General features: G+C 55.5%; 10 protein-coding genes and 1 riboswitch. Of the genes, 4 read left to right on the forward strand and 6 right to left on the reverse strand.

Annotated elements, in window-relative coordinates:
• The first annotated feature begins 3 nt into the window (after window positions 1–3).
• The 3 genes from HG15A2_RS06645 to ilvE all read left to right on the forward strand — a co-directional run bounded on the left by HG15A2_RS06645 (window position 4) and on the right by ilvE (window position 3,461).
• Complete coding sequence (locus tag HG15A2_RS06645; protein ID WP_145059035.1) at window positions 4–1,563, forward strand: ABC transporter permease; 1,560 nt, start codon at window positions 4–6, stop codon at window positions 1,561–1,563.
• Window positions 1,556–2,389: an ABC transporter ATP-binding protein gene (locus tag HG15A2_RS06650; protein ID WP_145059036.1), complete on the forward strand. Its 834-nt coding sequence runs from the start codon at window positions 1,556–1,558 to the stop codon at window positions 2,387–2,389. The genes HG15A2_RS06645 and HG15A2_RS06650 overlap by 8 nt, the downstream gene beginning before the upstream one ends.
• A gap of 214 nt (window positions 2,390–2,603) precedes the next feature.
• Entirely contained in the window at window positions 2,604–3,461 is an 858-nt protein-coding gene (gene ilvE, locus HG15A2_RS06655; protein ID WP_145059037.1) for a branched-chain-amino-acid transaminase, read from the forward strand.
• Window positions 3,462–3,757: 296 nt separating this feature from the next.
• Here the strand turns inward: ilvE and HG15A2_RS06660 are convergent, their stop codons facing one another.
• From HG15A2_RS06660 to rpmG, 3 genes are all read right to left on the reverse strand, one after another.
• Window positions 3,758–4,531, reverse strand: coding sequence for a ubiquitin family protein (locus HG15A2_RS06660; protein ID WP_145059038.1), 774 nt, complete (start codon window positions 4,529–4,531; stop codon window positions 3,758–3,760).
• Window positions 4,532–4,808: 277 nt separating this feature from the next.
• The gene (gene recJ / locus HG15A2_RS06665) at window positions 4,809–6,554 is read right to left on the reverse strand and encodes a single-stranded-DNA-specific exonuclease RecJ (RefSeq protein WP_145059039.1); all 1,746 of its coding nucleotides are present in this window, start codon (window positions 6,552–6,554) and stop codon (window positions 4,809–4,811) included.
• 151 nt (window positions 6,555–6,705) lie between these two features.
• Window positions 6,706–6,885 (reverse strand): 50S ribosomal protein L33, encoded by a 180-nt coding sequence (gene rpmG, locus HG15A2_RS06670; RefSeq protein WP_145059040.1) that lies wholly within the window; start codon window positions 6,883–6,885, stop codon window positions 6,706–6,708.
• A gap of 222 nt (window positions 6,886–7,107) precedes the next feature.
• Here rpmG and HG15A2_RS06675 point away from each other — a divergent pair, with 222 nt between their 5' ends.
• Window positions 7,108–8,802: a prenyltransferase/squalene oxidase repeat-containing protein gene (locus HG15A2_RS06675; protein ID WP_145059042.1), complete on the forward strand. Its 1,695-nt coding sequence runs from the start codon at window positions 7,108–7,110 to the stop codon at window positions 8,800–8,802.
• Between the two features lie 99 nt (window positions 8,803–8,901).
• On the opposite strand, the gene HG15A2_RS06680 is transcribed toward HG15A2_RS06675, so the two are convergent.
• The 3 genes from HG15A2_RS06680 to HG15A2_RS06690 form a co-directional block, all read right to left on the reverse strand.
• Entirely contained in the window at window positions 8,902–10,266 is a 1,365-nt protein-coding gene (locus HG15A2_RS06680; RefSeq protein ID WP_145059043.1) for a hypothetical protein, read from the reverse strand.
• Window positions 10,267–10,921: 655 nt separating this feature from the next.
• A riboswitch (cyclic di-GMP riboswitch) is annotated at window positions 10,922–11,001 on the reverse strand.
• 257 nt (window positions 11,002–11,258) lie between these two features.
• A complete protein-coding gene (locus HG15A2_RS06685) occupies window positions 11,259–12,047 on the reverse strand; it encodes an enoyl-CoA hydratase/isomerase family protein (protein WP_145059045.1) in 789 nt (262 codons plus the stop codon).
• Window positions 12,048–12,059: 12 nt separating this feature from the next.
• Window positions 12,060–13,280: an acyclic terpene utilization AtuA family protein gene (locus HG15A2_RS06690; protein WP_145059047.1), complete on the reverse strand. Its 1,221-nt coding sequence runs from the start codon at window positions 13,278–13,280 to the stop codon at window positions 12,060–12,062.
• Window positions 13,281–13,837 lie beyond the last annotated feature (557 nt).

Consider the following 13,837-nt stretch of genomic DNA (forward strand, 5'->3'; position numbering starts at 1 on the left):
TCGATGTATAAACTTCTACTCTGCTGGCGATACCTTCGCACGCGTTATATCGCGTTGATCTGTATCGTGAGCGTAACGCTTGGCGTCGCCACGATGATCGTCGTGAACAGCGTCATGGCTGGCTTCACGCACGAGATGCAATCTCGCCTGAACGGCATGCTGGGCGATCTGGTTATCGATTGCCGCAGTATGGACGGCGCACCTGACGCGGCAGCGCACATGCAGACGATTCGTCGCACCGTTGGTGATGACGTCGTCGGTATGTCACCCACGGTAAACGTGCCTGCCCTGCTGTACTTCGACGTGTACGGTGCGAATGGCAAGCGGCAAAGTGTGACGCGGCAGATTACGCTCGTGGGTATCGATAAATCGACCTACGCGGACGTAAGCGAGTTCGGCAATTATCTGCAACACCCCAAAAACCGTGACCAGCTCGATTTCCAACTTCGTGAGAACGGTTACGATACGATCGATCACATGGCGGAGGATATGTCGAAAGTTCAGCCACGCAAACAGATGAAATCTGCCGGTTGGGGATATCGTCGCTACAAGTCGATGATTGAGAAGCAGCACGCCGCAGAAGCGGCCACCAAGCAACCGAAAGCAGGCGACGAAAAGGCTGAGGTAAACGAACCGTTCGATCCATTTAAGGCACAGGCGGAGGCGAATGGGGAAGCGCAGGGGCAGGAATTCGACTCCGCTAAAGAGCAGCATACGGGCATCGTGCTGGGCATTGGTATCTGCGGGATGCGACTGGCCAATGGCAGCGACCATTTTCTCGCGCTACCCGGCGATGACGTGAAAATCAGCTTCCCAACAGCCTCGATGCCTCCCAAGGCGATCAGCGAGAGGTACACGATTGTCGATTTCTATGAGAGCAAGATGAACGAGTACGACTCGAACTTCGTATTCGTGCCCATTCGCTCGTTGCAAGAAAGCCGTGGCCTTGTGGATCCGACCACCGGTGTGGGTAAGTTCACGTCGATTCAAATTAAGCTCAAACCGGGTGCTGACGCGAACGCAATCCGAGACAAATTGAAGTCCGCCTTCCCGCAAGAGTTTTATATGGTGAGCACCTGGCGGGACAAGCAAGGTCCCTTGCTCGCGGCGGTACAAATGGAAACCGCCGTGCTGAATGTCCTGCTGTTCATGATCATCGCAGTAGCCGGTTTTGGCATCTTGGCGATCTTCTACATGATTGTCGTGGAGAAGACACGCGACATAGGCATCTTGAAGTCGCTTGGCGCATCAGGCCGTGGCGTTATGGGTATCTTTCTCACTTACGGTTTCAGCCTGGGTTTGGTTGGAGCCGGAGCGGGCTTTGTGATTGGCTGGTTGTTTGTGCGTTACATCAACGAGATTGCCGACGGGCTGGGCAGACTTACCGGTCAGCCGGTGTTCGATCCTTCGGTCTACTACTTCTACAAAATTCCCACGATTGTTCAGCCATTCACCGTGGCATGGATTCTCGCCGGGGCAGTTCTCATTGCCGTTATGGCAAGTATCCTGCCAGCGCGTCGCGCGGCACGACTTCACCCGGTAAGGGCACTTCGTTATGAGTAGTTCATTGGCCAAGACATTAGCCGAGTCTGCGCGTTCGTTCGATTCTACAGGTAGCGAAGTGGATTACGAACCAGCGGCGCTGCGCATTGCACGTCCCTCGGCTAAACCAGCAAGCGGCGTTCCGGTACTTGCCGGGCCTGCTCGGTTGGGTTGTCGCGAACTTTTTAAGAGCTATCAGAAGGGCTCGGTTGGCATCCCCGTGTTGCAGGGTGTTCACTTCGATGTGAGCGACGGCGAGTTCGTGGCCATCATCGGTGCTTCGGGTAGCGGCAAGAGCACGTTGCTGCACTTGTTGGGGACGCTCGACAAGCCAGACGCCGGCGAAGTGCTCTTCGACGGCAACCGCATCGACAACCTGCCGGCTACCAGTCGTGACCTGCTGCGTAATCGCCACTTTGGGATGATATTCCAGGCGTATCATTTGCTGCCTGAACTGACTGCCTTTGAGAACGTGCTGGCACCGGCCTACATCTACGAATCGACGCTCGGTTATTGGGCGAAACGGAAGCAATATCGCCAGCGGGCTATGGAGCTGCTGGAGCTGGTAGGGTTGGCTGATCGTGCCAAGCACAAACCCAGCGAGCTATCCGGCGGCGAGATGCAGCGGACTGCCATCGCTCGGGCATTAATGCTCAAGCCTGAGGTGCTTCTCGCGGACGAGCCCACGGGCAATCTCGATCGCTCGACCGGCGATCAAGTCATGAAAACTCTCTGCGAGTTGAATGAGAAGCAGAACCTCACTATCATCATGGTCACGCACGACCCGCTGATTGCCGGACAAGCCGACCGCACGGTACAAATTGCCGAAGGGCGAATTGTGGGTTGAGCGTGAGTGGACTTGCGAACCTACTGTGGCCTCAGTCGGTCATATGGACGGAACGTGAGGCTCACCAAAGTGTCATTCCGACGTGAGGCTCGCCGACCGAGGAATCCAGACCGAACTTTTGTACGGACCGGATTCCTCAGTCGTTCGACTCCTTTCGGAATGACATGTACATTGTTCTAACCCCTCCCCCAAATACCCAATCTCCACCCCAGCCATGTCACGTCAAGTTTCGATCAACGGTAAGCTCGTCCCTCAAGAGCAGGCGACCGTCAGTGTGTTCGATCATGGCTTACTGTATGGCGATGGCGTGTTCGAGGGGCTTCGCAGCTATGGCGGGAAGGTGTTTCGGCTAGAAGAACACGTGAAGCGGCTCTACGAATCTGCCCAGGCAATTCGCCTGGAGATACCGATCTCGCAGTCCGATATGGCCAAACAGATTAGCGAGACGGTGGCCGCCAACAAGATTACGGACGGTTACGTTCGCGCGGTGATTACTCGCGGGGTTGGGACTTTGGGGCTCGACCCGAACAAGTGTAGCAATCCACAGATCATAATCATTGCAGATACGATTACCATGTATCCGCAGGAGTACTACGACAACGGCCTGGAACTGATCACCTCCAGCGTGATTCGGAACCATCCGGCAGCGCTCAGTCCGCGCATTAAATCGCTGAACTACCTGAACAACATTCTGGCGAAGATCGAGGGCCTGAAGGCGGGCTGCGTCGAGGCGTTGATGCTCAATCACAAAGGTGAAGTCGCCGAATGCACGGGCGATAATCTATTCCTCGTGAAGAACGGACGCCTACTCACTCCCCCCTTAGACGCAGGCATCCTTGAGGGCGTGACTCGCAACGCGGTCATTGAATTGGCTGAGGATGCTGGCATCGAAGTGGTGACGAACGCGATTACTAAGCACGATGTTTACATAGCCAACGAGTGCTTTCTGACCGGCACTGCGGCAGAAGTAGTACCGGTAGTGAAGGTGGATGATCGTGTGATCGGCACCGGCAAGCCGGGGCCGATGACGCTTGACTTGCACAAGCGTTTTCACGAGCTTGTCCGGTCGTAGGATGGGACGCGCATGAACGCGGATCGGGCGGACATGAACAGATTGGGTAGCAACGACACTGCGGCCGTCATTCGGTAGTTCAGCGTGTTCGCAAAACAGGCCGAGTGTCGCTGTCGGCTATGACAGGAGTTCTTCGAGTTAGCGGCCCAGTGACCTCTTGTGCTGCGCACGCCGACACTTATCCGTTTAAGCGTTGCGAGGTGACAACCGTAGAGGCGGATGAAGTGTAGGTGCTACCCGCTCAGTAGAAAACCGCGATCATCCGCCCGATCAGCATCCGCGTCTCATTTCTGACCTTACCGGCGAAAGAACTCTTCCGTCTCGACTTTCTTGTAGCTGGCGAGTTGCTGGCGAGCTTCTGTGAGGCGGGCTTGGTCTTCGCGTGAGAGCCGCCAAGAGAAGAGGTGTTTGGCGTGGATCTCAACATCCTGGCCAGCAATTCGACGGCTGATTTGCTCTGGCACGACTTGGTGCTTGACGAATTGTTCGTTGAGCAGTAACCGTGGCCCGGGTGGTGGAGTCTGATGCAGCATGCAGTTGAGCCGGGCATACCAGTCAGTGAACTCGCGATAGCGGGCCAGGGCAGCGGGATTTTCTACGTTGGTGGTCAACACTTCGTACGACCACTGCGGGCTACGCATGGAAAGCTTGCCGGTGTCTTTGGAAAAACCTTCTTGAAAGGCGGGGTTTGCAGAGAATTGCATCACCGGGTCATTTTGCTCGGAGGCCCACTTCGCAAGCTTTTTCATCAGCGGTGTGATATCCTCCAGCGGAACGTCGGTACGTTGCTGCTTTTCCGAGTTCAGCAGGATGAATTCGCCCGGATGGCTCTTGGTGGCGTTGCGATACACGACCACCTCGGCAGGTTTGCCGGAGAAATCGTACACCGCCTCTTTCTCAAAGATCGTGACGCTCCGGCTTACGGGCTCCTGCTCGTCGCCGACGTAGACATCGGTTTCGATGCGGAACTGATCGCCAGACTCCTCTGCGGCTTGCAATGTGGCGCTGGCGAAACAGCCGAGTGTCATCAAGAGAAACAGAGTGAACGCTGAGAAACGAGAAATTAACATGGCCGGGGTCACCGTCGCGGGGGAGGGGAATCAATGCACCCGTAGATTACGCAATACGCGAGGGTTGCGTAAATGGCAGTCCGCTTGATTGGGCGGCCACTATGACTCGCGCAGAGACGCGGAGACAGCAGAGAATTGTCGATTCAAGGCCCTGCTAGCAAAATGAGTATCGAGAAGATGCAGAACTAGTTGCAGGTGATCCCTTTCATCCAGTTGGCGAACTCGAAGCTCTGCCGTCTCTGCGTCTCTGCGCGAAACTATCGTATGCCAACAACAGTTAGCCCTCTTCAGCTCGCCAATCATCCAGATGCAGCTCCACGGTGCTGCGCCCGCGGAAGTGGTTGATCACGGGCCGGAAGGCGATGGAGAGCTCGCCATCGATGGCGGCCAGTTCGTCGGCCCAGTCGCCGCCGCCGAAGGCTACGGCACGCAGTTTGACTCCGTGTTGATCGAATGTCATGGAGAGGTGCCGCCCGCTGGCGCCTATTCGTTTGGGAGCCCCGTCGAGACGCACGTTGCTAGCACAAAGCACGGGTCGGCGGTTGCCGTGCCCGAACGGGGCGAGACTTTCGATTTGTTGCACAGTTTGCTTGGTGAGCCCACTGAGTGCCGCCTCTGCGTCGATACTTAGCTCGGCCATGCGATCTTCGTTGGATATCTCCCGACGCACCACATCGCAAAAGGCACGTCGAAAAGCGGGAACGTTCTTGTCGATAATTCGCATACCAGCGGCCGCGGCATGGCCACCATGCGACCGGAGATGCTCGTCACACTCGGCCAGTGCCCAGTGCAGATTCAGCCCTCCGGCGCTGCGGGCAGAGCCAATACCCGGCTTCACGCCAATCGGATCGCCGGCGATGAGGATCGTGGGGATGTTGTACTTCTCAGCTAACCGGCCCGCCACGATGCCGATGACGCCCGCATGCCACTGGTGGTCTGCCAGCACCAGAGCCGGATCGGTGAGTGGGTCGAACTTTTCTTTTGCCTGCTTGTCGGCGGATAGCAGCATGCTGCGTTCCAGCGACTTGCGTTCCTCGTTGAGTTCGTCGATGTACTGGGCGAGCTTTTCCGCACGCGCTGAGTCTTCAGTGGTGAGTAGCTCCACACCGATTTCTGCATGCCCCAGCCTTCCTGCGGCGTTGAGCCTCGGGGCAAGTGAAAAGCCGAGATCTTCGCCCTCGAGCTGCCGTTTGTCTCCGAGTTTGGTTTGCTTGAGCAGTGCTTCGACGCCCAGCGGGGGCGAGTGCGTGAGACTATTCAAGCCATGACGCACGAGGATGCGATTCTCATCGATTAGTGGCACCACGTCGGCCACGGTCCCTAGTGCAGCAAGGCCGACTGCTTCCATGAGGAAGTTTCGCATACGGTCAGTCACCTTCTTTTCGCCACAGGCCTGCTGACACAGCGCCCAGGCGAGTTTGAAAGCGACTGCTGCACCGCAGAGACCTGGGAAAGGATAGTCGCTGTCCGGCAGGCCCGGGTGCACAACTGCCGCGGCTCTCGGCATGGAGGAGGCTGCTTGGTGGTGATCGGTCACGATGAGCGTCATGCCCAGCTCTGCGGCAAGGTCGGCTTCTTCGAGGCTGGCGACGCCGCAATCGACTGTTACGATGAGGTCGGTTTTCTGTTCAGCCAGCGAGCGGATTGCCTCCTCGTTGAGACTGTAGCCCTCGTCGATGCGATTGGGCACGTAGTAGTGAACGTCCGCATTCAACAGTCGGAGGCAACGCACCAGAATCGCGGTGGCGGTCATGCCGTCGGCATCGTAATCGCCGTACACGACGATTCGCGATTTGGCTTGGATTGCCCCCCAGATGATCTCGGCGGCAAGGGTATTGCCGGGTAGGAGGTCGGGGTCGCGAAGTCCGGTGAGCTTTGGTTCGAGAAAAAGCTTCGCCTCTTCGGCTTCGCGAATTCCACGCCCCACGAGTAGTTGGGCCACGACCGGGGGAATGCCTGCGGAGCTTTGCAGCTCGGCAATGGCGACTTGGTCGTGCGGACGGATTCGCCAACGCTTAGGCATTGCAGCGAACCTGCTCGTGCGCGTGAGAGGAGAAAGAGAAGGAAGTGTGGTTCAACGAACGAAACCGCCAAGCCCACTGAAAGAGTCCACAGCCAAGTCCACAAAATGATATCAGCGAAGTGACTGACTCTTTGCGAGTACTACTCAGCAACTACTTCTTCTTTTCGTTATGCACCGTATGCTTGCGAAGCCGCGGGCAATACTTCTTCAGTTTAAGTTTCTCACCACCCATCTTGCGACGGATTGTGTAGTTGTAGTCGCCAGTTTCCTCGCAGACGAGGAAGATGGTTTCCACTTTTCTTTTGCGTTTGCCGCCGCTCTTTTTGGCCATCGGTCTCGTGTCTCAAGCGTAAGTTGCTGGAAATTGTGAATTTCAGGTAATCTGAGAGTGTAGAGGGACGCGGCAATTCTTTCTAGTGGGCAATTCCCGGTGCCGCCGATACCTAACTAGTGCCTATAATGGAGGTTACTACGGGGGAGACTGGGGTACCTGCTGGCTTCGATAGACAGCACAGATATTTTATCGCTCAACAAGAAGGTGAAGCAAAATCCCGTGAGTTCCCCGCCTCCCAGTACTCCGAGGGCCACACCGCCGGTTGATCCAGCATCGCCCGAGGCGATGCTAGGGCAGGATGGAGGCTCGAAGGATCGCTCGCCAGTCACCCAATCTCCCGGAACCCAGCCGCCGGTATTTGAGAAGCCGGACAAGCCAGCGAGAGTGAGAGAACCAGAGCAGGGATCGCTGCTCGGAGGTTTCTTAAGCTGGGCACTGGCCGGCCGCACCTCTGCTTGGCTCACAAGCGCTGCCTTACACATGGGTATCGTGCTCGGGCTCTCGCTGCTTTTCTTTTCTCTGCAGAAGAAAGAGCAGATCGAATTGACGGTGATTCCTTCGATCCTCGTGGAGGACTCGGTCGATTTTCTTTTGGATGCGAATAGCGCTTCGAGCGACGGACTCGAATTGCCCTCGCCCCCTGAACGTACGGTAGGTTCAACCGACAGTGCCACGACGATAGTTGTGACTCCACCATCGCTCGAAGGACTCGAAGTTGCCGCGATCACTCCCCTGCCTACGGCTATGACTATTGAGATGACCTCGCCGTTGAAGATCAAGGGAGGTGGGTTCTCGGGACGCAAATTAGGCAATCGTCGCGATGCCGCACTGGCCGGTGGCGGAACCGCGGCAAGCGAAGCGGCCGTCGAGGCGGGGCTGGCATGGTTGGCAGCGCATCAATGGGAAGACGGCTCTTGGCGATTCGACTTAGAGGCTTGTCCCCAGTGCGGTGGCCACTGCCGCGACTCAGGCTACTTTCGCTCCAGCACAGCATCTACCGGTTTAGCATTATTGTGCTTTCTGGGTGCCGGATATACGCACCAAGACGGGCCTTATCAAGAAGTCGTGCAACGCGGGCTCTATCACTTGTCCGAAAGTATGTCGATCACATCGCACGGTGGCGACTTGCGTGACCGTTTCATGGGGGCTGCCGGTGGACGAGATCCCGGGCTGCTTGCCGCGGTCGATTTAGTGAGAGGGCAGGGCGACAACATGTATTCGCACGGCATAGCGGCGCTGGCGTTGACTGAAGCGTACGGCATGACGCGTGACGTAGACCTGAAAGGCCCTGCGCAGGAGGCGGCCACGTTCATTGTGAACGCCCAATACGATGATGGCGGTTGGCGCTATTCTCCAGGCTTTGAGACGCCCAGCGATGGGGATGTCACCGTGAGTGGCTGGCAGGTGATGGCGCTCAAGAGCGCATCCCTCGGTGGATTGAAAGTGCCTTACGAAACTTGGCTGCGTTTGGAAGCGTTTCTCGATGCAATGCAACGAGAGGACGGCCAGTACCTTTACAAGCGTGGCGGAAAACCGACAGGCAGCAACACGGCCATCGGCCTATTATGCCGCATGGTTGGCGGTTGGCCGTTGACGCAGGCTCACCTGAGGAAGGGGGTCGCGAAGCTGGGCACGGAGCGGCCCGATCGCAATCATATGTACTTCAACTACTACTCCACGCTCGTGCAACACCACGCCGGCGGTGCTGGTTGGCAACGCTGGAACCCGCGCATGCGGGAGTACTTAGTGAAGTCGCAAGCCACCGAGGGGCACGAACGCGGCAGCTGGTACTTCGCCGAACCACACAGCGCCCAAGGCGGCCGCCTCTACACAACGGCCATGGCGATCATGACACTGGAGGTTTACTACCGGTACATGCCGCTGTATCGCGAAGTGGCGCTGGAGAGAGAATAGGGCATAAGCAACATTGCCCTAGCTGTTTACCATCAGCACTTGTCTCGCGGAAAATCAAATTTGGGGTTAACTTAAGAATGTGTGATCGTGTCAGCCGCGTTACCTTATTGCCTGCAACCTGTTGATCTCACCAAGCCATTTTATTACTGCTTCATGCTGGCGAGGATACTTATTCTTTTCGGTATGCTCCAAGAACTCGCTGAAGTCCCTCTCCGCGGCATCCAAGTCACGCTTACTCCGATAGTTGACAAGACCGACGCAAAATAACAGGTCTTTCCTGTCGGGCTCCTCATTCATGACGATTTGTATAAATTCCTCAACCTGAAGAGGTACAGAGTTGCTTGTAAGAGGTATTTCGAATGCTTTGCAGTAATTTCTGTAGGCCGCTTGAAGATCACCTCCGTAAGCATCCAGGAATGCTAAACTAAAGAGCCAAACATTGTCTGCGTCATTAGAGCATGCTTCGATCTCCAACCGTGCTCTTTCGACATCTCTACGCAATACAAAAGCTGTCAATGCTTTGTGGTGGCGTGCGAACTTATCCTTGGGCCATCTCGCTTGCAACTTGTCAGTTATATTCTCCAATTCTTCGAGCGAAGACTTATCTCGCCCGATGAAGTATCGATGGCTTTGTATGTCAGCCATTTCCTTGTAAATCACACGTAGTCGACCTGGTATCCACTGCTTAATGTGAGCAATAGCTGGCAACTTATCTTCGAATTTCCCCATTAGCTCCTGCTCAAGGTCGATCAAGAGCGATTCCGCGTATTTATAATCACGCGTGTGATACGCAGCGACACCAACAATGTATCTTGTTATTATGTCAAACCATCTAGCTGTAAATTCGAACGAAAAGAAATCGCCGTCCTTGCCTACGTTCAGCCTGGAAGGCAGGACCGTAGAAAATTCGGCTTGTAATTGACTGGCTTTATTAGTGTCAATCGGAGCGTGTGAAACAATCCCCGATAAGTCGAATACGTGGAGCAGTTTTCCCTGTTGCTCTCTGATCCGAGCCAGCCCGAAAATTAAGAAACGGCATTGCGACTTTCTAAGCAGTTTACTTGCGGAACTTCGATCAATTGCTTTACATGTATGCTGTGAGAACTCGATAAGTTCAAACTGATGCACGCTATCGTGCTGACTCAAGAGCGTTCTGAGCTTAGAGATGAGATCGGACCTAACGCTGACCTGCTGCTTAGGCTCTTCAAATTCTATCGCTATACCGAATCCGACTTTGTCTCGTGCTGGTTTTGGAATCCTTCTGAAATAGGCCCAGCCAACGACTACCGCGATCGCTGCTAGTACCGCGATCAGCCATTCTGCAAGATCGATATTATCGAAAGTGTCGTTAGCGAATATCTTTAAGAGGCCAACGACTACAACTGTCAGAATTACGAATAGTGCAATGGGCGACTTCCAAAAGTCCCTTCCCTTTTCGATTAGCAGTGTTACCAAATGTTCCATTACAGCTCGCTACGAAGGAGATGATTTCTGACCTTGACCCAGTTTACTACGAGCTAAGCAAATTGGCACTAGGCCTACCATATTCGACAGACGAGCTGGTCCTTATCTCAACCTAGAGTGAGTGGTTGAATCGGATACTCTTACTTGACGCGATGGAAGTGATTCAATCCTCCCGCACATAGTTTTACTTTAAATCCACAAGCCACCGAAGGTCACGAGCGCGGCAGCTGGTACTACGCTGAACCCCACAGCGCTCAAGGCGGCCGCCTTTACACGACGGTTATGGCGATCATGACGTTGGAGGTTTACTACCGGTACATGACGCTGTAACGCGAAGTGGCGCTGGAGGGAGAATAGGGTGGTAGCAGCCCGAAAAGAAAAGAGGATAAGCTCGGGCAACGATGTGAGGGCACAAATCGCTGGCAGTTCCGAGCTTATCCTCAGGGATGACGACTGATCGAATCGCAATGACCGTGTGGACGGGGCAGTTGTTACACTGTTCGATGAGGGCGAAAGTCGCAATCGTCGATTTCTAGCAACCTAGGCGTTGGCAGCGCCGGGGGTAAGCAGGCTGCAACAAGGATACAAGCAGGGAGAGGTTTAAAGGGCACAAATAAAGAGGGAGAGGATCGGCTCACAGTTACGTGGGGCGACTCTCGGCGGCCTGGCGATCCCGCAGTGCGGGACCCATGGCTTTGCGTGCTCGGCCTCGCGGCCGGCTTGCCCTGAGCGAAAAGTCTAGTGTTCAACTAAGCGGGTTGAACTCTATTGAAACCTAGGTCGCGTTTTTGGGGGAGTCAAATGGAAAGTCTGAGAAAGTTGCGGTGTGATTTTCTAACCACAGAGAGCACGAAGGACACGAAAATATCGGAGTATCAAGACTAGGAAGATGCAATTTCTCCACGTGACCTATCTGCAGTAGTGATTCATTTATTTCACTTTGTGCTCTTTGTGTACTTCGTGGTTTATGATCTTGCGGTTTGCTGATTCGCCTACTTCCACTCCGGCGGGCGCCCTTCGCGTTGGGCGGCGATTCCCTCCGCTGCGGCTGCGGTGGTGCGGGCGGTGGCACTCAGCACAGCGGCCGCGGAAAGCTGCGTGGCGAGGGTCTCGCCGAGGGTTTCATTGATCAGTCGTTTGGTGAGTTGGATCGCTTCGGGGGCTCCTGCGGCGCACTCTTCGGCGAGTTGGTTCGCGCGGGCCCACGTTTGCTCGTCGTCGACCAACTCATGAAACAAGCCCAGGCGGTAAGCTTCGGTGGCGTCGATTGTCGCTGAAGTGAGTGCGAGCCTGGCAGCCTGGCCGGCGCCGAGTCGAAACCCAACCAGGGTGGATGCCATGCCGGCAATTCGTCCGTGGCGAGCATCATTCAAGCCGAACGTCGCGGACTGTCCCGCCACCACGACATCTGCAGCCGCAGCAATGGCAGCACCGGCAGACAGGGCAGGGCCATTAACGGCAGCGATAATTGGTTTGGTAATCTCCAACATTCGCACCAGCAGTTCGCAGAAGACTTGCGCTTCCTCGCCCCAGCGCCTTGCATTCTCTGCTTCAGTTGCCGTGGAGGAAATGTCCTGCGAATGGTCGAGCCCACTGGAGAAAGTGTCGCCTGCGCCCGTAATTACGATAGCGCGAATGCTCTTGGTGTAATAAAGATCATCTAACGCTTCACTCAATTCACTGACCATTGCGGGAGTGAGGAGATTTTGCTGCTCGGGTCGATTGAGGATAATCGTACCTGTCGGGCCCGCAGTTGAGAGTTTGAGAAAAGTGTCTTTCATGGTCGTTTCCAATTAGTACCACTCGTTTGCTGGGCGCGTATCGACGGCAATATCCACTTGGTCTTTGGGCAAGCTCGTGGGCCAACGCTCGCAACGGGCTACCGGCGATGGCGGGCCGCTTAGCCACCCGGCATCAGGTCCGAGTTGTGCGACAGCTTGTTCGATCATGAGGCAGCAAGCGTAGCATTCTTCGAAGGTCTGCGTTCGGTAGCGTAGTACCAGGCAGAGCTCGCCGAGCCTAGCCGTTTCGGAAACTCCAAGTGTTTGCAGTGTTTCTAGGAACTGCTCAGCAAGTTGCAAGTTGCTGAACTGGAGCAAGCTCGCAGCCTCGTAGCCAGTTGCGTAGGTGAGGTCCAATTGCCAATTGTCGTCAGGTTCTGAGCCTTGAAAACCCTTCAGGGCGGCCGTCCCTGGGCTAAGGGGCGACGCTGCGGCTGCTGTAAAACTACAGACAACGTCCGCTGCTCTTAATGTGGGGCGGTCGGCGATATCGGGCAGCCGGTTTGCTTCCAGGCTAATCGTGACATTTCCGTCGGCGTCCACACTCGTAGGAATTGCGGCAATGGACTGAGGTGACTGCAATGAGAACCTGTGCGGCAAGTGTTCGGCAAGAGTAGCGGCGGCTGCGGCACCGGCGAGTTTCTGGTAGTCGTCCCAATTCCAGTTGAAGCGGTGGACGGCAGCTGCCGCAACTGCTGAGCTGAGATCGCAATTCCCTGCCACCACTACGCGGGCACCCTCAGCAAGAGCCACTTGAATGGGGCCGGCGCCAAGTTGCAAATCGGCTGCAAGTACATTGTTGCCTTCCGTGTCGAAGGGGGCTGCGGTAACGCGGTGGGTAAACTCCGCTCCACCAAAACGAAGTTGGTCGAGCATAGGTAGCAGGTTACTACCGCGCACGGCAGACACTAACAGTTCGTCACAGCCGGCTTCGGTCAGCACTTTTGCCGATGCTTCGACGCAGCCATAAGCGTTCCCCCACCCGGCATCGGCAAAGATTCGCAAGCCGGGCTCAAGGTAAAGAGTCTTTGCGACTTGTTTGAGATGAGTTGAGAACGCTTCATTGAAGCTCGGGTAGTGCACCTCAGGTGAGGTGGCCGAGCGATTGCCGCACGGCAGCGTCAACGGCCGCCGATAGCGCAACTGCAGCAAGTCGAGCCCCGCGGCAGATATGAACTCCTCAAGCCCGTTGATTGGGGCATTTAGTGATGCTTCGACGGTGGCGAATCGCATTGCTTAGCTCAGGTAAAAAAATTTTCAACAAGGTCATCTTACCAAAAGTGGGCTAATTGGAAGTCTCACGCGGAGGCTCGACGAACGCAGAGTTGCATTGGAGGTAATAGTTGGCCACGGATTGCACGGATATTTACAAGAGCTAACGCAAGAAATCGAGCGAAGACTGAAGAGACCACTCTGTCCCGTGAGTTCACTTCTGTTTCAAAGTAAACCGTATCGTCCGTGCAATCCGTGGCACTTCTGCCGTGGTTTGGGTGGCAATAAGGCTACGTGGGGGTTCTGCGTTGTTGCGAGAACTCAACGCAAACTTGTTACTGGGCGGGCAGGCCAGAGGCTTGGTTTGGGTGTAAGTCGTTTTGTAGGAATGGGTTACGGCAATCTTGGCGGGTTGGCTTTTCGCACCGGCACAGCGACTGCAAAAGGAGAGAGCGTACCCATCGATCGCACCCTGCCGAGAGGAAGCCGCCGTGCCACGTCAATCTACTACCAAAGATCCATCCAAGAAAAATGGCAAGAATGGACACAACGGTAAGGGTACTGTCGCCTCTGCCTCA

This window comes from Adhaeretor mobilis, assembly GCF_007741515.1.
Taxonomy (GTDB): Bacteria; Planctomycetota; Planctomycetia; order Pirellulales; family Lacipirellulaceae; genus Adhaeretor; species Adhaeretor mobilis.

What these genes read in the sequence shown, in the direction of transcription:
- HG15A2_RS06645 (WP_145059035.1), top strand. Translation starts at nt 4, where the DNA reads ATGTATAAACTTCTACTCTGCTGGCGATACCTTCGCACGCGTTATATC.
- HG15A2_RS06650 (WP_145059036.1), top strand. Translation starts at nt 1,556, where the DNA reads ATGAGTAGTTCATTGGCCAAGACATTAGCCGAGTCTGCGCGTTCGTTC.
- ilvE (WP_145059037.1), top strand. Translation starts at nt 2,604, where the DNA reads ATGTCACGTCAAGTTTCGATCAACGGTAAGCTCGTCCCTCAAGAGCAG.
- HG15A2_RS06660 (WP_145059038.1), bottom strand. Translation starts at nt 4,531, where the DNA reads ATGTTAATTTCTCGTTTCTCAGCGTTCACTCTGTTTCTCTTGATGACA.
- recJ (WP_145059039.1), bottom strand. Translation starts at nt 6,554, where the DNA reads ATGCCTAAGCGTTGGCGAATCCGTCCGCACGACCAAGTCGCCATTGCC.
- rpmG (WP_145059040.1), bottom strand. Translation starts at nt 6,885, where the DNA reads ATGGCCAAAAAGAGCGGCGGCAAACGCAAAAGAAAAGTGGAAACCATC.
- HG15A2_RS06680 (WP_145059043.1), bottom strand. Translation starts at nt 10,266, where the DNA reads ATGGAACATTTGGTAACACTGCTAATCGAAAAGGGAAGGGACTTTTGG.
- HG15A2_RS06685 (WP_145059045.1), bottom strand. Translation starts at nt 12,047, where the DNA reads ATGAAAGACACTTTTCTCAAACTCTCAACTGCGGGCCCGACAGGTACG.
- HG15A2_RS06690 (WP_145059047.1), bottom strand. Translation starts at nt 13,280, where the DNA reads ATGCGATTCGCCACCGTCGAAGCATCACTAAATGCCCCAATCAACGGG.